Origin of the sequence: Terrabacter sp. Root181 (assembly GCF_001428505.1) — a bacterium.
Taxonomy (GTDB): domain Bacteria; phylum Actinomycetota; class Actinomycetes; order Actinomycetales; family Dermatophilaceae; genus Terrabacter.
Map to the genome: position 1 here is coordinate 277,667 of NZ_LMHU01000010.1, position 17,238 is coordinate 294,904.

16 protein-coding genes are annotated in these 17,238 nt (G+C 72.0%); 11 read left to right on the forward strand and 5 right to left on the reverse strand.

The window, feature by feature from the left end:
• Positions 1-41 precede the first annotated feature (41 nt).
• From ASD90_RS21260 to ASD90_RS21280, 5 genes are all read left to right on the forward strand, one after another.
• Positions 42-1,385 (forward strand): UDP-glucose/GDP-mannose dehydrogenase family protein, encoded by a 1,344-nt coding sequence (locus ASD90_RS21260; protein ID WP_056761187.1) that lies wholly within the window; start codon positions 42-44, stop codon positions 1,383-1,385.
• A 69-nt stretch (positions 1,386-1,454) separates the two neighbouring features.
• The gene (gene rfbA, locus ASD90_RS21265; RefSeq protein WP_056760937.1) at positions 1,455-2,333 is read left to right on the forward strand and encodes a glucose-1-phosphate thymidylyltransferase RfbA; all 879 of its coding nucleotides are present in this window, start codon (positions 1,455-1,457) and stop codon (positions 2,331-2,333) included.
• Between the two features lie 13 nt (positions 2,334-2,346).
• The gene (locus ASD90_RS21270; protein WP_056760940.1) at positions 2,347-2,952 is read left to right on the forward strand and encodes a dTDP-4-dehydrorhamnose 3,5-epimerase family protein; all 606 of its coding nucleotides are present in this window, start codon (positions 2,347-2,349) and stop codon (positions 2,950-2,952) included.
• Positions 2,949-3,572 (forward strand): hypothetical protein, encoded by a 624-nt coding sequence (locus ASD90_RS21275; protein WP_162260233.1) that lies wholly within the window; start codon positions 2,949-2,951, stop codon positions 3,570-3,572. Before ASD90_RS21270 ends, ASD90_RS21275 begins: the two co-directional genes overlap by 4 nt.
• 95 nt (positions 3,573-3,667) lie before the next feature.
• A complete protein-coding gene (locus tag ASD90_RS21280; protein WP_157623245.1) occupies positions 3,668-4,606 on the forward strand; it encodes a hypothetical protein in 939 nt (312 codons plus the stop codon).
• A gap of 45 nt (positions 4,607-4,651) precedes the next feature.
• Here the strand turns inward: ASD90_RS21280 and ASD90_RS21285 are convergent, their stop codons facing one another.
• Positions 4,652-5,755, reverse strand: coding sequence for an LCP family protein (locus ASD90_RS21285; protein WP_056760951.1), 1,104 nt, complete (start codon positions 5,753-5,755; stop codon positions 4,652-4,654).
• A 53-nt stretch (positions 5,756-5,808) separates the two neighbouring features.
• Here ASD90_RS21285 and ASD90_RS21290 point away from each other — a divergent pair, with 53 nt between their 5' ends.
• Positions 5,809-6,396: a hypothetical protein gene (locus ASD90_RS21290; protein ID WP_235506853.1), complete on the forward strand. Its 588-nt coding sequence runs from the start codon at positions 5,809-5,811 to the stop codon at positions 6,394-6,396.
• 16 nt (positions 6,397-6,412) lie between these two features.
• Here the strand turns inward: ASD90_RS21290 and ASD90_RS21295 are convergent, their stop codons facing one another.
• Complete coding sequence (locus ASD90_RS21295; RefSeq protein ID WP_056760957.1) at positions 6,413-7,072, reverse strand: bifunctional 2-polyprenyl-6-hydroxyphenol methylase/3-demethylubiquinol 3-O-methyltransferase UbiG; 660 nt, start codon at positions 7,070-7,072, stop codon at positions 6,413-6,415.
• A gap of 122 nt (positions 7,073-7,194) precedes the next feature.
• Between ASD90_RS21295 and ASD90_RS21300 the strand changes: the two genes are divergently transcribed.
• Positions 7,195-8,085: a glycosyltransferase family A protein gene (locus ASD90_RS21300; RefSeq protein WP_157610645.1), complete on the forward strand. Its 891-nt coding sequence runs from the start codon at positions 7,195-7,197 to the stop codon at positions 8,083-8,085.
• Between the two features lie 9 nt (positions 8,086-8,094).
• Here ASD90_RS21300 and ASD90_RS24475 read toward each other — a convergent pair whose 3' ends face one another.
• Entirely contained in the window at positions 8,095-10,389 is a 2,295-nt protein-coding gene (locus ASD90_RS24475) for a glycosyltransferase (protein ID WP_082588942.1), read from the reverse strand.
• Between the two features lie 69 nt (positions 10,390-10,458).
• Here ASD90_RS24475 and ASD90_RS21310 point away from each other — a divergent pair, with 69 nt between their 5' ends.
• Genes ASD90_RS21310 through ASD90_RS21320 form a run of 3 tightly spaced genes read left to right on the forward strand, consistent with a single transcriptional unit; the run spans position 10,459 to position 14,074 of the window.
• Positions 10,459-11,430 (forward strand): glycosyltransferase family 2 protein, encoded by a 972-nt coding sequence (locus ASD90_RS21310; protein WP_056760962.1) that lies wholly within the window; start codon positions 10,459-10,461, stop codon positions 11,428-11,430.
• 3 nt (positions 11,431-11,433) lie between these two features.
• Complete coding sequence (locus tag ASD90_RS21315; RefSeq protein ID WP_056760965.1) at positions 11,434-12,381, forward strand: hypothetical protein; 948 nt, start codon at positions 11,434-11,436, stop codon at positions 12,379-12,381.
• Positions 12,371-14,074 (forward strand): lipopolysaccharide biosynthesis protein, encoded by a 1,704-nt coding sequence (locus tag ASD90_RS21320; protein ID WP_056760967.1) that lies wholly within the window; start codon positions 12,371-12,373, stop codon positions 14,072-14,074. Before ASD90_RS21315 ends, ASD90_RS21320 begins: the two co-directional genes overlap by 11 nt.
• 11 nt (positions 14,075-14,085) lie before the next feature.
• On the opposite strand, the gene ASD90_RS21325 is transcribed toward ASD90_RS21320, so the two are convergent.
• Positions 14,086-15,324 carry a glycosyltransferase family 4 protein gene (locus tag ASD90_RS21325; RefSeq protein WP_056760970.1) on the reverse strand — a complete coding sequence of 413 codons (1,239 nt, stop codon included), beginning with the start codon at positions 15,322-15,324 and terminating at the stop codon, positions 14,086-14,088.
• Between the two features lie 114 nt (positions 15,325-15,438).
• Between ASD90_RS21325 and ASD90_RS21330 the strand changes: the two genes are divergently transcribed.
• Positions 15,439-16,500 (forward strand): glycosyltransferase family 1 protein, encoded by a 1,062-nt coding sequence (locus ASD90_RS21330; protein WP_056760973.1) that lies wholly within the window; start codon positions 15,439-15,441, stop codon positions 16,498-16,500.
• A gap of 1 nt (position 16,501) precedes the next feature.
• Here ASD90_RS21330 and ASD90_RS21335 read toward each other — a convergent pair whose 3' ends face one another.
• On the reverse strand, positions 16,502-17,176 hold the full coding sequence (locus ASD90_RS21335; RefSeq protein ID WP_056760976.1) for a phosphatase PAP2 family protein: 675 nt from the start codon (positions 17,174-17,176) through the stop codon (positions 16,502-16,504).
• Between the last annotated feature and the right edge of the window lie 62 nt (positions 17,177-17,238).

A 17,238-nucleotide genomic window follows, 5' to 3' on the forward strand; every position in this document is an offset into this window, starting at 1 on the left:
CGGCCACCGGACGTTCTCCTGCCCTCGATATGCTGCCCGGCGTGAAGATCTCGGTCATCGGATGCGGTTATCTCGGAGCGGTGCACGCCGCGTGCATGGCCGACTTCGGCCACGACGTCGTCGGCGTCGACATCGACGAGCGCAAGGTGGCCAAGCTCGCCGCCGGCGTGCCGTCCTTCCACGAGCCCGGGCTCGAGCCGCTCCTGCGCCAGGGCGTCGCCGCCGGGTCGCTGCGCTTCACGACCGACAAGACCGCCCTCGCCGACGCACGCGTCCACTTCATCGCCGTGGGCACCCCGCAGCGCGGGGGCAGCTACGCCGCCGACATGAGCTACGTGTGGACCGCCGTCGAGGACATCATCGCCAACGCGTCCTCGGAGCAGGAGGGCCCGATCGTCGTCGTCGGCAAGTCCACCGTCCCCGTCGGGACGGCTCAGGCCGTGGCCGACCGCCTCGCCGAGGCGGGCCTGGACGCCGTCGTGGTGTGGAACCCGGAGTTCCTCCGCGAGGGGTATGCCGTCCAGGACACCCAGCGCCCCGACCGCGTCGTCTACGGGCTCCCTGACGACCGTGAGCGCGGCGAGATCGGCCGGGCCGTCGTCGACGAGGTCTACGCCCCGATCATCGAGGCGGGCATCCCGCGCCTGCTCGTCAACTACCCGACCGCCGAGCTCGTCAAGGTCGCCGCCAACTCGTTCCTCGCCACGAAGATCTCCTTCATCAACTCGATGGCCGAGCTCTGCGACGCGTCCGGTGCCGACGTCTCACGTCTCGCCGAGGCCATCGGCCACGACGACCGGATCGGGCCCAAGTTCCTCCAGGCCGGCATCGGGTTCGGGGGAGGGTGCCTGCCGAAGGACATCCGCGCCTTCATGGCCCGCGCCGGTGAGCTCGGCGTCGACCAGTCGCTGACCTTCCTGCGCGAGGTCGACTCGATCAACATGCGCCGTCGCGACCACGCCGTCGACCTCGCCTCGGAGATGGCCGGCGGTCGCCTCGTCGGCGTCAAGGTCGCCGTGCTCGGCCTGACGTTCAAGCCCGACAGCGACGACGTGCGAGACTCGCCGGCCCTCGACATCGCCGGCCGCCTCTGGGGGCGCGGCGCCAACGTCGTCGCGACCGACCCGGCGGGCGCGGACGCCGTGCGCCTGGCCCGCCCCGACCTCCAGATCGTCGACTCGGTCGAGGACGCCCTGACCGGCGCCGACCTCGTCATGCTCCTCACGGCGTGGAAGGACTACGTCGAGCTCGACCCGTCCCAGGCCAAGTCGCTCGTCGCGACGCCGCGGATCATCGACGGACGCAACGTGCTCGACCCGCGCGCGTGGACCGACGCCGGGTGGGACTACCGCGGCATGGGACGCAGATCCAGCTCGATCTGGTGAGGACTCGTCGCGGTGGCGTGACGACCTGCCCACGACGCCGCCGTCGCACACGGCATACGCTGGCCGACCATGAAGGGGATCATCCTCGCGGGGGGCACGGGCAGCCGGCTGCACCCGATCACGCGCGGCATCAGCAAGCAGCTCATGCCCGTCTACGACAAGCCGATGGTCTACTACCCCCTGTCGACCCTCATGATGGCCGGCATCCGCGAGGTCCTCGTCATCACGACCCCCGTCGACGTCGAGCAGTTCCAGCGCCTCCTCGGCGACGGCTCGCAGTGGGGCATGTCGATCACGTATGCCGTCCAGCCGCGCCCCGAGGGCCTCGCCCAGGCGTTCGTGCTGGGTGCCGACTTCATCGGCGACGACCGGGTGGCGCTCGTCCTCGGCGACAACATCTTCTTCGGCCCGGGGCTCGGCACCCGCCTCGCCGACCACGCCGACGTCGAGGGCGGCCACGTCTTCGCGTACCGCGTCGCCGACCCGACGGCCTACGGCGTCGTCGAGTTCGACCCCGAGGGCCACGTCATCTCCATCGAGGAGAAGCCCGAGCACCCGAAGTCGAGCTACGCCGTGCCCGGCCTCTACTTCTACGACAACGACGTCGTCGCCATCGCCCGCGACCTGACGCCCAGCGCCCGTGGCGAGCTCGAGATCACGGCGGTCAACGACGAGTACCTCCGTCGCGGCACCCTGTCGGTCAGCGTCCTGCCCCGGGGCACGGCGTGGTTCGACACCGGCACGTTCGAGGGACTCATCGAGGCGAGCCAGTACGTCCACGTGGTCGAGGTACGCCAGGGTCAGAAGATCGGCTGCGTCGAGGAGATCGCCTGGCGCAACGGGTGGCTCGACGACGAGGGCATGCGCCGGCACGCCGACGACCAGGCCAAGAGCGGCTACGGTCTCTACCTGCATGCCCTGCTCGCCGAGGGCAGGGACACCCCGTGAAGGCGAGGACCTGATGGACATCCGCCCGCTCCGCATCGATGGAGCCTTCGAGATCACGCCCCGCCAGTTCCCCGACGACCGCGGGGTCTTCGCGGAGGGCTTCCGCGCCGACCGCCTCGCCGAGGCCATCGGCCACGAGCTGCAGGTGCGCCAGACCAACATCTCGGTCTCGTCGGCCGGAGCTCTCCGCGGGATCCACTTCGCCGACGTGCCGCCCTCGCAGGCGAAGTACGTCACGGCGACCGGCGGTGTCTTCGTCGACTTCGTCGTCGACGTCCGGGTCGGGTCCCCGACCTTCGGGCAGTGGGACTCCGTCGTGCTCGACACCCTCGACCGCCGGGCCGTCTACCTCGCCGAGGGCCTCGGGCACGCGCTCGCCTGCGTCGAGGACGGCACGGCCGTCTACCTCTGCTCCGAGGTGTTCACACCCTCGATCGAGCACGGCATCAACCCGCTCGACCCGGAGGTGGGGCTGGTCCTGCCCGACGGGTTCCAGCCGGTGATCTCGCCGAAGGACGCCGCCGCCCCGACGCTGGCCGCGGCCGCGGACGCCGGGCTGCTGCCGACGCTCGAGGCGTGCCTGGCCTACACCTCGTTGCTCGCCGGGGTGCGCCGGTGAGGTCGGTGGGCCGGGTCCTCGTCATCTGCACGGGCAACGTGTGCCGCTCGCCCTACCTCGAGCGGCGCCTGCGGCAGCTGCTCGAGGGCCAGGACGTGCTCGTCGAGAGCGCCGGGACCCGTGCCCTCGTCGGCGCCGACATCGAGCCCGGCTCCGTGGCCGCCCTCGAGGCCGTGGGCGCCGACACCCGGGGCTTCGCCTCGCGCCAGCTCGCTCCCGCCCTGCTCGACGCCGCCGACATCGTCATCACGGCGACGCAGAAGCACCGTGCCGAAGCCGTCGCCCTGCACCCTCGAGCCCTGCGCAAGACCTTCACCCTCGGCGAGCTCGCCGACCTCGTCCGCGACGCCGACCTCGTCCGCGACGCCGATCTCGTCGGCGCCACCGACGCCCCCGACCCGTCCGCCTCCGATCCAGACACGCCGTGGGCGGCGGTCGTGGCGGAAGTCGCCCGCGGTCGCCGAGGGCTCCACCAGGCCCGGACCGCGGCCGAATCGGACATACCCGACCCATACGGGCGCGGTTCTGCCGCTTATGACCTGATGTCGACCGAGATCGAGGCGCAGCTCCCCGTCGTCGTCGCCGCCCTCACACCGCCCGCTCGCCGACCTCCCTCCTGACTCGATCGCGGACTGCCGCGTGCGACAGGCAGCTTCGCCTCTAGCATGTCCCCCGGGGGAAGGGCCATCGGGCGTGTCGAGGGGGAGCTGCAGCAATGAACAACCGAATGGCGACGGCAGGGCTCGTCGCCTTCCTCGCGGTCGACGTCGCGCTGGTCGCGCTCGCCCTGCGGTCGGGCCAGAACACCTCGCACTCACTGCCTCCGGTCTCGACGACGCGGACCGCCCCCCTGACCACGAGTCCGCCCGCGTCGGCGACGAAGAGCCCGACCCAAGGCACGACGCAGGCACCGGCCGCCAAGGCCGTCCCGGTCACCCGGCTCGTCTCGGCGCTCGACGCGGCGACGGCCTGGCGCGCCACGACCGGCACCTGCGACACCGGTGGCGCGACGGTCGAGGTCACCGCCGACGGCGGGCAGACCTGGACCAAGCGCCGGTCACCGGCCCGAGCCCTCGCCCGCGTGCAGGCGCTGGACGAGACCCGCGCGTTCGTCATCGGTGCGGGCGGGGACTGCGTCGTCAAGCAGTACGCCTCCCGTGACGCGGGCGCGACGTGGCAGGCGCCGACGGTTGTCGTCGGTGGCTGGGCGCGCCGGCTGGACCAGCCCACTCAGGTGCTCACCCCCAAGGAGCCGGCCGCGACGCCCTGCGACAAGGCGGTCGTCCTCGACCTCTCGCGCACGTCTGCGGAGCAGGCCGAGTCGCTCTGCGCCGACGGCTCGGTCGTCGTGACCGAGGACGGCGGGACGACCTGGTCGGACTCCGGTGACGCGCCGGGCGCGGTCGCGCTCAGCAACCTGCTCGTCAACGACAGCCTGACGACGTATGCCGTCCGCATGGTCGGCGCGTGCAAGGGGGTCCAGCTCGTCAAGGTGGTCAAGGGCAGCAACGCCGAGGTCATCGCGTGCGTGCCCGTCGCCAGTCCCGAGCGCGGGACCGTCGGCCTGTCGGTCACCGAGCGTGCGGCCTGGATCGTCGCCGGCAACCAGACGTGGACCTCGCAGCGCGACCTGACGTCGTGGAAGCGGGTCTGACCCCGCTCTCCCCGCTCCGCGGGGTGTGCCCGTGCCCGCCGCGGCCTACTGGTAGGCGTTGAGCTCGTCGTTGCGGATGGCGTCGCCGAGGTCGGCCATCTTGACCTCGTCGACGATGTCGATCGATGCGCCGGCCGGGCTCGTGCCGAAACCCGTGAAGGGCGCCGTGATGAACCGGATGTCGCCCCCGCGCAGGCCGCGGAGCGCCAGGCCCTCCGAGCGCATCGTCCCGACGTCGAGCTTCTGGTCGACCGTGAGGTTGCTCGTGGCCGCCTCGGTGAAGTCCTTGAGCTTGATCGGGTTGGTCAGCACGTCCTTGCTCACGGTCTTGAGCATGAGGGACTTGATGAAGGCGAGCTGGCGTCGACCACGGGAGATGTCGCCCTCGCTCAGCTGCTTGCGCTCGCGGACGAAGGCCAGGGCCATCGCACCGTCCATGTGCTGGGTGCCCTTGGTGAAGACGTAGGGCGGCTGGTTGCTCGACTCCTCGACGTTGACGTCGACGCCGCCGACGGCATCGGTCATCGCCTGGAACCCCTCGAACCCGACGAGCGCCACGTGGTCGATGCGCACGCCGAGCATGTTCTGCATCGTCTCGACGAGCAGCGGGGGACCACCGAACGCGTAGGCGGCGTTGAGCTTGTTCTTGCCCTTGCCCGGGATGGAGACGTAGAGGTCGCGCGGGAAGTGGATCAGGGTGACGGCGGAGTGGTCGGCCGGCACGTGCACGAGGACCATGACGTCCGAGCGACCGCCCACGCGGCCCGGACCGGCATCGCTGCCGATGACGAGGTAGTTGGTCCCGTTGCCCGCCGGCTGCACGACCACGTTGCCGTTCTGGTCGGTCGGCTGGCTGCCCGCCGACCCGTCGTCGGGCAGGAGCAGCTCCTGCTTCACGTTGTTGGTGACGATGTGGTTGAGCCACGCGAGGTAGCCGCCCACGGCGAGCACGGGCACGAGCAGCAGCACGAGCGCGGCCACGAGCACCTTGCGGTTGCGCTTCTTCTCGCGGCGGCCCGAGCCACCGTCGGCAGGCGAGTCTCCGTCCCAGTCGTCGCCGTCGGACCCGCCGGATCCTCCGGAGGAGCCGGCGCCGGCCGCGACCTGGGGCTCGAACAGGTCGGTGTCGCGCTCTCGGGTGCTGTCCACGGCGCAAGTCTAGGTGTCAGAAGCCGATCGCACGGCTGCTTACACTATGCGCCATGCCCGGAGGACTGACACGACGCGTGAGCGCCGACGTCCCCCTCGCGATCGGGGCGTCCCTGGCCTTCGTGGGCTACGTGTGGGTGCTCATGCACGCCACGGTCCCGTTGGTGACCGTCTTCGCCTTCGCCTCCGACGGTCACCCCAAGCTCTACGCCGCCTTCCTCGCGGGGCTGGCGGGCCTGCCGGGGCTGCTGCTCACCCTTCCGCGCGCGTTCACCCCGCCCAGGCCGTCGGTGCAGCCGTCGGTGCGTAGCCGTCGGCAGGCCTCGGCCCTGAGGCGCTCCTACGTGCGCACCGACGTGCTCGGACTCGCGGCCCTGCTGCTGGCCCAGGTGCCTCTGCCCGCGCCGTGGGGGCCGGCCGGCAAGGCCGCGACGATCGCCAACATCACGAAGTCGCCCGAGATCGTCGAGCTGAGCGCGATGTTCGCGAACTACTCCCTCGCCATCTTCGCCGTCGGGATCCTCGGGGCGGTCGTCGCCAAGGTCTACAGCCACGCGGCCGCGCTTCGTGTCCTCGCGATCATCCTCGTCGTCGGCGCCCCCGTCGTCGCCTGGCTCCTCGTGGTGCGCGCCGTCAGCTAGTCGGGTGTGACAGACCTCAGGATGGTCGGCGCCCCACCACGACGAAGTGCAGCCAGGTGGAGTCGGGGATGATGGCGGTCCAGGCGCGGCGTAGCGGACTACGGCGGTTCCAGCGCTCGTCGTACACGGAGTTGACACCCTCGCACGCCGTGACCTCGAGGCCCGCCCCTTCGAACATCTCCACCATCGTCTGCCGGGTGAAGAAGCGTACGTGGGTTCGGTCCAATGTCCCGTCGTCGGTGTAGTCCCAATGGCCTCGCAGCAAGGCGATCGTCACGGGCGCGTACTGGATGCTTGGAATCGCCGCCACGACGTGACCGCCGGGGTTGAGGCGCTCGGTTGCCGACGCCAGAGTCGTCCAGGGGTCGACGACGTGCTCCAAGACATCGTTGAAGCACACGAGGTCGAACGTGTCCTCGGTTCTCAGCCCCTGCGGGAAGTACCCGTCGATTACGTCGTCGAATCCGTGGCCGGTGCGAGCCACGGCTGCCTGAGTAGGGACCGGCTCGATACCGACGATCCGCGCCTGCTCGCCCAGCGTGCGGCGAAGTGTAGGACCGAAGCCACCCTTGCCGCACCCGACCTCGAGCACCGAGCGCGCGCCGGTGGGGATGAAGGGTGCGACATCCAGCCGTGGGTTGTCGTGATAAAGGTCCTGCTGCGGAAGGTCGGTCACGTCATGGAATCTACTGGCCCGTGGAGCGCAGCGGGCTGCCATGTCGCGCGCGCAAGGTCGGTGGAGGCTAGCCACGACCTCTTGGTGGCGTGCGCGAGGCAGCACTGCGCTACTTTCATCTGATGCCCAAGGTGTCCGTCATCCTCCCTGTCCACAACCCGGGGACTGACCTTTCCCTCGCTCTGACGTCCGTCCTCGGCCAGACGGTCGCGAACCTCGAGGTGATCGTGGTCGACGACGGTTCCGACACCCCCGTCGACTGGGTGCGGGACGTGGATCCCCGGGTCGTGCATCTGCGCCAGGAGAACCAGGGCGTCTCGGTGGCACGGAACGTCGCCGTGGAGGTCGCCAAGGCGGAGCTCGTCGCCTTCATTGACCAGGACGATCTGTGGCACCCAGAGAAGCTCGAGCGGCAGCTGACGGCTGTGTCTGAGCACCCCGATGCCGGCTTCTGGTGCACGTGGTTCACCTGGGTCGTCGACGGGTCCCGGGTCGGTGGAGACCAGCGCGACCTGAGCTACCGCAAGCTGTTGGCAGACCAGATGGTGTGCCAGAGCAGCGCAATGGTCCGTCGTTCCGACTACCTCCGCGTCGGCGGCCAGAGTCCGTTGCTGGCCCAAACCCAGGACTGGGACCTCTTCCTGCGCCTTCTCCTTTCGGGACATGCGCCGGTCGTGGTCCATGAGGCCCTCGTGGACGTGCACCTGCACGGTCAGAACGCATCTCGCGACTACGCCCGCGGATCGCGCGAGCGGCGCCTGATCCTCGAGCAGCACCGCCTGCGCGCCCAGGCAAGGGGCGACCGCGAGACGGTACGTGCGGCAAAGGCAGGGCTACGGCGAAGCAAGGAGATCTACGGTTCCCAAGCCGTTGATGCAGCGCGGGCAGCCCTCGCGCAGGGACGTCGGATCGATGCGGCACACCACCTCCGCGCGGCTGCCGGAATCAGCCCTCAGGTGCTTGGGCGCAGCCTGTTCCTGAGCGTTCGGCGCCGGCTCCCAGCCGGGGAGTGATCCAACAGGTCAGATGTCGAGAGCGGCGACTTCTGCGCGGATCCGTTCGTTGAAGCGCTCTTCCGAGAAATGCTCCGCGTGCGCCCGGATCGCCGCGGCGTCCCACGCTCGGCCACGGTCGGCCACGACGGCGGCACGAACCGCAGCGGCGGTCGCCTCCTCGAAAAAGGTCCCGTTGACGCGCTCGTCGATCGTGTCGAGGTAGCCACCGGCGTGGAGGGCCAGCGTGGGTACCCCGAAGGCCGCGGCCTCGAGCGGGGTGAGCCCGAAGTCCTCGAGGCTCGGCGCGAGCAGCGTGCGGGCGTGGGCGTACGTCCACCGCAGCTGCGCGTCGCTGAGCCCGGTCACGATGCGGACGTTGTCGGGTGCCTGGGCGCGCAGCCGGGCCTCGAGCGGGCCGGATCCGACAACGACGAGCCGCTCGGGCAGGCCGCGCACGGCCGCAACCGCGACGTCGACGTTCTTGTAGGGCAGCAGACGCGAGACGAGCAGAAGGTAGCCGCCGTCGGCCCAGTCCTCCAGCATGGGCACCGGCTGCTGCGGGTCGGCAGGGTCGATGCCATAGGGCGGGGGCAGCACCTCAGCGTCGATCCCGTATGCCGCCGCGATGCGGTCGCGCACCACGGTCGAGTTCGCGAGGTAGCGGTCGGCGGACGCCGCGGCTCGACGGTCCCAGCGGCGTAGCCACCCGCCGAGCAGTCCCAGCGCACGCGCCCGCAACGAGCGGCCTGCCTCGTCCCCGAGGTAGGCGTCGGCCTGGTAGAGCCATCGGGCCGGGGCGTGGCAGTAGACGAGCTTGCGGCCCGTCGTCGGCACCCCGTGCGCCCACCCCGAGCTCGACGCCACGACGACGTCGGCATCTACGCGAAGGCGCGACACGGCATACGGCAGCAGGGGGAGAGCAGCCCGGTGCTCACGGCGGAGCGCGCCGATGTGGTTGAGGGGGGAGACGACCACGTGCGCGTCGCCGAACTCCGGGTAGGTGCCGTCCGGGTTGTAGAGGGTCGTGTGGATCGTCGCGTCGGGGAAGGCGCGGTGCAGCGCGAGGACGACCCGTTCGGCGCCGCCGCGCTGCGTGAGATAGTCGTGCGCGATGGCGACCCGCGGTCGGGGGGCCGCGAATGAGGCAGCGGACTGCCACACGGACGTAATGGTCTCAGCGGTTTGCGTTGCGGTGAACCGCCGGGAGACGTCGGCGTGGGCGCGCGCCGCCCGTGCGAGGGCGTCGTCGGGGTGGTCGAGCACCTCCAGGATCGCGTCGGCCAGGCCGACCTCGTCGCCCGGCTCGACAAGCAGACCCGTCTGCGAACCGACGGGGGTCGTGCGCACTATCTCGTCGACACCGCCACCTCTCGTCGCGACGACTGGCACGCCCCACGCGATCGCCTCGGTCACTACCTGCCCGAACGGCTCCGGCACGGTAGATGCGTGGACACAGACGCTGAGGGCGTCGAGCTCCCTGCGGGGATCCTCCACGAACCCCACGAGGTCCACGTGCTCGCCGAGGCCCAGCTCCTCGATCGTCTCACTGACCTTGCGCGCGTAGCTCTCGGCGCCGAACGCCGCATCACCGAGCAGCCTGAAGCGGGTGCCCGGACGGGCGTCGACCACCCGTCTCGCCGCCCGCACGAGGACGAGCTGACCTTTGGTCGGGCTCAGACGTCCCACCATGCCGATGACGCCGGCACCGATGGGCTGGTGGTCCCTCGGAGCGGCGGCCAGCTGGCTGTCGGACACGCCCGGGTGGGCCACCGTGAGCCGGCGGGCCCCGGGCAGCGTGGCCGCGGTGGCGGCGGAGTTGGCGACGACCGCGTAGGGAAGGCGACGCGCCAGAGTGCGGATCGCGCGCACGGTCCGCGCCGGGAGGTAGTCGTCGGCGATGCGATCGTGGATGTGCCAGACGAGTGGGGTGCGCAGCGCCATCGCCGCAGGCACGGCGAGCAGGTCGGCCTTCAGAGATGTCGAGTGGATCACGTCGACCTCCATGCGCCGCAACGTCGCGACTAGTCGCGTGAGGAACCCGGCCCCTGCCACGCCTGCGCGCAAGGCAGCCACCGGGCCGACGGCGCGATCCACGTCCCGGATGCCCGGGTCGAGCGCCACCACGATGACCCGATGGCCCGCCAGCCGGAGCCTTTCCTCCAGCGCACCCGTCGAGAAGAGGAGCACGACAGGCTCGATCCGCGAGGGATCCAGACTCTCCAGCAGACGCACGAGGGCGAGCTCCGCGCCGCCCAGCTCGGCCGTGTGATCGAGGATCGCCACACGTAGCGGCCGGTCGGGCAAGGTGGGGGCTGTGGGCACATCCTGAGGCTACCCACGACCTTCCCGAACTCGGTCGGTCCGTGCAGCTTTGCTGACATACTTCCGCACATGCCGGCTTCCTCGCCCTCCGCCGACGTGGTCGTCGCGACGTTCAACCGCCCCGAAAACGTGCGGATCTGCCTCGAGCACCTCGGTCGCCAGACGCTCACGCCGGACGAGATCGTCGTCGTCGACTCGTCGCCGCACCGCCTGACGGCCGACGTCGTCGCCGACTTCCCGGGTGTGCGCTACATCCGCAACGACGCCGGCCCGGGCACGCTCGCGACGTCGCGCGCCATCGGCGTCGCCGAGACGCGGTCCGACATCATCGCCTTCGTCGACGACGACGCCTACGCTGAGCCCGACTGGCTCGAGAACATCGTGGCCCGCTACGCCGACCCGGCGGTCGGCGCGGTGGGCGGACGCGCGAGCAACGGGCGACCCGGCGAGGAGCACGAGGGGCTCGACGCCGTCGGACGCCTCCTGCCCGACGGCACGCTGACCGGCAACTTCGCCGCCGACACCGGTCGCGACCTCGACGTCGACCATGTCCTCGGCGCCAACATGTCGGTGCGGCGATCGGCGCTCGAGCAGATCGGCGGCATCATCGATCTCTTCCCGGGCACCTGCCTGCGCGAGGAGAGTGACATCATGCTGCGCCTCGGTCGGGCCGGCCATCGCATCGTCTACACGCCGACGGCCCTCGTCGAGCACGTCGCGGCGCCCTACACCCGGGGGCGCCGCTTCGACGTGCGCTACACCTTCTACGGTCACCGCAACCACGTCGTGCTCCTGTCGCACACGTTCGGCATGGGCGCCCCGATCCTGCGGCGCTTCTACGGCACGGCCCTGCGCGAGGTCGGGGGCAACGCCGTCGACGCCGCCAAGGCCGTGGTCGACGGCGAGCGCACCCCGCGCGAGCGCGTCCGCACCATCGGCGGCCGGGCGCTGCACGCCTCGGCAGCGCTCGGTGGCCTCGCCGCCGGCACCACCGCGGCCGTCCGCACCCGCCTCGGCGACCGGCATACGGCCCGGGCCTGACCAGTGCCCGCGGCATACGTCGTCCTCAGCCACACCGAGGCCGACCAGGTCACCCGGCTCGTGCACGCCATCCTGCGGTCGAGCCCCGAGGCGACGGTCTTCGTCACCCACGACGCGCGCCGCACCCCGGCCCCCGTCATCGATGACGAACGCGTGCACGTCCGCAGCCACGGCAGAGCTACCGACTGGGGGTCGTGGGAGCTCGTCGAGGTCACCCTCGAGGCGATGCGTGAGGCCCGTGACGCCGTCGACCCCGACCTCCTGGTGCTCGTGTCCGGCCAGTGCTACCCGGTGCGGCCGCTCTCGGCCTGGGAGCACGAGCTGCTCGCTGCCGGCGGCTGGCAGGGCACCGCACGCGAGCTCGCCTACGCCCGCGCCTGGGGGAGCCGCCACGGCACCGGCGACGACGAGCTGACCCGCTACACCCACCGCTGGTACCCCGTCGGTGCGCTCGACGGGGTCCTGCGCTCCGGACGCCTCCCCGGTCGGGCGCTCTGGGCGCTGGCCCACCGCACCGAGCCCCTCGTGTCGCTCCGCGTCGTCGCGCGGGGCCGTGGTGCGCACGTGGGCCTCCGCGGCCGTATGCCGTCCGGTTCCTCCGCGATCCACCTCGGCTCCCAGTGGCTGGCGCTCGACCGGGAACGCCTCGATCTCGTGCTGCGCGAGCTCGGTGAGGGGAGCCCGCTGCGACGGGTCTACGAGCGCTCGGTCATCCCCGACGAGTCAGCCGTCCAGACGGTGCTGGCCCGGCAGCAACCGCCGGCCGTCGCGCGCCCGGTGTCGTACTCGGTGTGGATGGCGGGCGACGACACGACGCGGACCTTCGGCATCGACGACCTCGACGAGATCCGGGCCTCGGGCTCACCCTTCTGCCGTAAGGTCCACACGGTGCGCAGCGCGGAGCTGATGGACGCCCTCGACCGGGTGAACGGGGTCGGACGTGGCGAGTGACCGACCCGACGAGGGCGCGGCCGACCCGCGCCCCGACGACGCGACCCCGGCGGGCTTCCCGAGCACGCCCGCGGCCGCCGAGGTCGAGGCGGACCTGCTCCTCCCCGACCGCCAGGTCGACGACCTCGAGGCGCAGCCCGCGGGGCAGATGAGCCGGGAGGGTCTGCAGGAGGGTGCCGTCCGCGGTGCCGTCTGGACCGTCATCCACACCTTCATCGCCATCCCCGTCGCCTTCCTCGTCAACCTGCTCATGGCCCGCGTGCTCGGTGCCGCCGACTACGGCCGCCTCGCCTTCCTCACCGCCCTGATGGAGGTCGTCTCCCGGATGCTGACGGCCGGGTTCGGCTCTGCCGTCATCCAGTTCGGCGCCAAGGCCCACGCCGCCGGGCGCACCGAGGCGGTGTCCAGGCTGCTCTCGCAGTCGCAGGGCTTCCGACTCCTCGTCGTCATGCCCGTGCTCTCGGTCGTCGTGCTGCTCTTCGCCGACGTGTCCACGAGCGCCATGGTCATCGCCATCGTCTTCGGCATCGTCGTCCCAGCGGCGCTCGACGGTGCCGTCGCCTGCCTGACCATCGAGAACAAGACCGCCGACGGCGCCAAGATCGCGCTCGTCACGTCGCTGGCCACCCAGGTGGCGGTCGTCGCCGTCGTGCTCGTCGTCGGAACCCCCGACGCCGTCTGGACGATACGGCTCATCGTCAGCGGGGCGGCCGTCGCACTCTGCCTCGTGCCGATCTCGGCCGTCTACCGCCGGGCCGTGCTGCGACCGGTCCTGCCCACGGGGATGCCGACCGGCTTCTGGCGCTATGCCGTGCCCGTGGGCCTGGCCAGCGTCATCGGCGGGCTGGTCATGTCGCGCAGCGAGATCTTCTTCATGAACTGGCTCGCGGCGCCGGCCGCGGTCGGGGTCTTCGCCCTGGCCTTCGGGCTCGCCGGGCACGTCTTCGCGCCCGCCCAGGCCTTCGTCGGCCCGCTCGTGCCAGCCATCTCGGGCCTCATGGAGGTCGACGCACCGGCCGTGCGGCCGGCCTTCCGGCGCGTGCTGCGGGCCGGGGCCACCGTCGTCGGGCTCGTCGAGGCGGTGGCCGTCGTGCCGCTCGCCGTGCTCGTGCCCGTGCTCTACGGTCCGGAGTTCGTCGAGGCCGGCCCGGTCGTCGTCGCCCTCGGCGTCTCGGCGGGCTTCGTCACCGTCGCGAGCCCGGTCGTGGCCTTCGTCTCGGCCCGGCTGTCGGCCGGCGAGATGCTCAAGGCGACGTCGGTGGCGCTCGTCGTCGACGTGGTCCTCGCCCTCGCCCTCATCCCGCCTCTCGGGGTGTGGGGTGCCGTCATCGCGAACGTCGGCGGCTCGATGACGAGCCTGCTGCTGCTGACCCGGTCGGAGCTGCGCGGGCTGGGCATCACGGTGTCGCTGGCGATGCGCGACGCCCTGCCATGCTTCGTCGGGGCAGCCCTGGCCGGCGTCCTGATGGTCGCCGGTGACGTCACCCCCGGCAACGAGTGGCTGCGCGCCCTCGGCGTCGCGGTCGTGGGTGGCCTGGTCTACGTCGCCGTCCTGCGGGTGACCCGCTCGGGCCTGACGGTGCCCGACGCCGACGCCATCATCCGGGCGCTGCCCCGACCGGCGCGTCGTGTCGGCCCGTGGGTGCTCGGACTGCTCACCGGCCGCGCCCTCGACGCACCCGGCACGTCCTGACGGCTCGAGGCTCAGCGGCTCGACGGCCCCTCGCGGCCGGGTCCGCCGGCGCTCACGGACCCCTGGTCCGCGGCACCCTCGTTCTCGGGTCGCAGGACGTCCGCGTGGAGCGCCGCGTAGGACTCGGCCACCGCCTGCCAGGAGTAGCGGCGAGCGGACGCCTCGCCGGCCGCGCCGAGGGCCGAGCGCCGAGCAGGGTCGTGCAGGAGCGACTCGACGACGTGGGCCACCGCCGCGGTGTTGACCGGGTCGACGAGCACGCCGTCGACGCCGTCCGTGACGAACGACGCCGGGCCGCCGAGGCTGGTGGCGACGAGGGGGGTCCCGGCGCGCCACGCCTCGAGGGCGACGATGCCGAAGGCCTCGCGACGGCTCGGCATGACGACGACGTCCGCCCGCCGCATCCACGCGTCGACCGCGGCCTCGTCGAGAGGACCGACGAGCCTGAGGCGGTCGCCGAGACCGAGCCCGTCGCCCAGGGACCGCAGAGCCTCACGCTGCGATCCGTCGCCGCCGAGGACGAGCGTGACGCGCAGGTCGGGATCCATGCCGGCGACCGCCTCGACGAGCAGGTCGAAGCCTTTCGTCATCTCGAGTCGGCCCACGCCGAGTACGAAGGGGCCGTCACCGAGGTCGAGATCGTCGGGCAGGACGCTCGAGGATGTCTTCGTCGGGGCCGGTCCCACACCATTCGGTACGACCTCCCCACCGATGAGGCCGAAGCGATTCCGAAGGTCCTCGAGCACGGGTTCCGAGCAGCCTGTTGTCGTCGCAGCCGCGGAGATCGCCCACCGCAGTCCCAGTCGAAGCAGGGCTGAGGTGCCGAAGACGTCGTGGTCATCCGCCGTCGTCTCGCCGTGACTCGACAGCACGAGGGGGACCCCTGCTCTGCGGGCCAGTGCGGCGGCATATACCCCGTTGGGGCCGAAGCACTGGACGTGCAGGAGGTCAGGGTGGAAGGCGCGGAACGCCGATCTCCACGCCTTCCAGGCGCGGGGCGCGGCCAGCCCGAAGCTCATGAGGGCTCTGCCGGACCGTGCCGGCATGGGAGTCGGCAGGTGGCGCACGACGGTGCCGTCGAGCTCGGTGACTCCGAGGTGCTCGCCGCGGTCGACGGTCCAGACCTCGACCTCGGTGCCCCGGCCGCGCAGCTCGCGCGCGACGTGTCGGACGTGCGACTCCACCCCGCCGAGGTGCGGGTGGTAGGACGAGGTGACGAGCGCGATGCGGGGCCTACCGACACCACCCATCGCGGCTCCTCTCGGTCGGCGCCGCGAGCTGACCGGCTCGCGTGCGGTATCACCCTACGATGCGAGGGCGGACCGTCCCGCACTCGACCAGCACCCCGACAGGCAGGAACAAGCGTGCCCCGGCTCACCATCGTCACGACCGCGACGGCGGTGCCCATGGGCGCGCAGGCCTACGAGCGACACATCGTCTCGCGTGCGGCAGCCGCCCTGGCGGCACTCGCCGGGCCGGATGAGGACTGGCGGGTCCGGCACGTCGTGGCGCGCTCGCTGCGGTCGCCCCTGGCCGGCACGCTCCGTCTGCCGATGGGCTGGCTCGGGGACGCGTCCCCGAGCGCTCGCGCGGCGGCCGGCCGTCTCGCGTACGCCCGCGGTGGTCTCGTGCACCGGATGAACCTCGAGCTGCCGCCCGCGCCCCGCGAGGTCGTGACCCTCCACGACGTCGTGGCGTGGCGCTACGCCGATGAGTCCGCGCCCGTAGCCGCCGCGGCCCACGAGCTGCGCCGGGCCGCGGCCGTCGTCTGCGTCTCGGCCTTCACCGCGGCGGAGGCCGTCGACCTGCTCGGGCTGGAGGACCCCGTCGTCGTGCCCAACGGGGTGGAGGACCGTTACTTCGGCGCGGCGCCGCTCGGCGCCGACGCGCTGGCCGGGCTGGGGGTCGAGGGCCCGTACGTCCTCACGGCCGGCGGGGCGTCCGAGCGCAAGAACCTCGCCGCGCTGGCCGAGGCGTGGCCGCGGGTGCACTCCGCCCGCCCCGACGTGACGCTCGTCCTCGCCGGGCCGCCGCACGCCCGGCGCACCGAGCTCTTCGGCGCGCTGCCCGGCGTTCGCTTCGTCGGGCGCGTCTCCGACGAGGTGCTGCCGAGGCTGTACGCCGCCGCGTCCGTCGTCGTCGTCCCCTCTCTCGTCGAGGGCTTCGGGCTTCCGGCGCTCGAGGGCATGGCCACGGGCGTGCCCGTCGTCGCCTCCGACCGGTCGTCGCTGCCCGAGGTCGTCGGCGACGGCGGCCTGCTCGTCGAGCCCACCGGCGGGGCGCTCGCCGACGGGATCCTCGACGTCCTCGCGGGTGGCGACGACGTCGAGGCGATGGCGCGCCGCGGCCTCGAGCGGTCGCGTCGCTTCACCTGGGAGGCGAGCGCCGAGGGGCACGCCCGGGTCTGGCGCTCGGTCGGCGACTGACTCAGGCGACCCGGTCGGGGTCGCCGCCTTCGCGGGCGTCGCTGGTGCCGGCAGGGTCCGCCGAGCCGCGGGCCCGGACCTCCGCTGCGAGGTTGGGGGAGTCGCCGCCGACCACGGCGAAGGTCGCGGCGGCCACGGCGACCACGAGCAGCGCGCTGCCGACGACGTCACGGGGCTGGTGGGCGTACCACGTGACGTTGCCGAGACCGATGCAGAACGCGGCCACACCCAGTCCGACCAGACCGTGTCGCGTGACCGGACGCGGCCAGACGACAGCCACCCCGACGAGCAGGCCGAGGCCCGCAGCCGCGTGGTTGGACGGGAAGGCGTCCCCGCCGATGCCGAAGGTGTCGCGCACGCGCAGCTCGAGGGCGATGAACGTCGCTGCCGCAGGGATGACGACGCCGGCGAGGGCCCGCTGCCAGCCACGTCGCACCAGGGCCAGGAGCGCGAGGACGAGCACCGCGGGAGTAAGCACGACGATGACGAGCGGACGCGCCAGCCGGTCCAGACCCTGGCGCAGCGGCACGGGCAGCTCGTTGAGGACCCAGTTGCGCGTGGCCTCGTCGACGGACACCCCGACTCCGGTGCGGGTCGACGCGAGCGCCGTCACCACGAAGGCCGCCGCGGCGGCGACCGCGAGACCGGCCCAGCGGAGGCGATCGCCATGCGGCACGTGCGCCTCCTGCGGGGCTGTTATGGTGCGATCGACCAGTCCGCTTGCAGTCTATGGGGGTT

Excerpts from the sequence above, each read along its gene's own strand:
- ASD90_RS21310 (WP_056760962.1), top strand. The coding sequence starts at position 10,459 with ATGCCGGCTTCCTCGCCCTCCGCCGACGTGGTCGTCGCGACGTTCAAC.
- ASD90_RS21290 (WP_235506853.1), top strand. The coding sequence starts at position 5,809 with ATGCCCGGAGGACTGACACGACGCGTGAGCGCCGACGTCCCCCTCGCG.
- ASD90_RS21280 (WP_157623245.1), top strand. The coding sequence starts at position 3,668 with ATGAACAACCGAATGGCGACGGCAGGGCTCGTCGCCTTCCTCGCGGTC.
- ASD90_RS21300 (WP_157610645.1), top strand. The coding sequence starts at position 7,195 with ATGCCCAAGGTGTCCGTCATCCTCCCTGTCCACAACCCGGGGACTGAC.
- ASD90_RS21270 (WP_056760940.1), top strand. The coding sequence starts at position 2,347 with ATGGACATCCGCCCGCTCCGCATCGATGGAGCCTTCGAGATCACGCCC.
- ASD90_RS21325 (WP_056760970.1), bottom strand. The coding sequence starts at position 15,324 with ATGGGTGGTGTCGGTAGGCCCCGCATCGCGCTCGTCACCTCGTCCTAC.
- rfbA (WP_056760937.1), top strand. The coding sequence starts at position 1,455 with ATGAAGGGGATCATCCTCGCGGGGGGCACGGGCAGCCGGCTGCACCCG.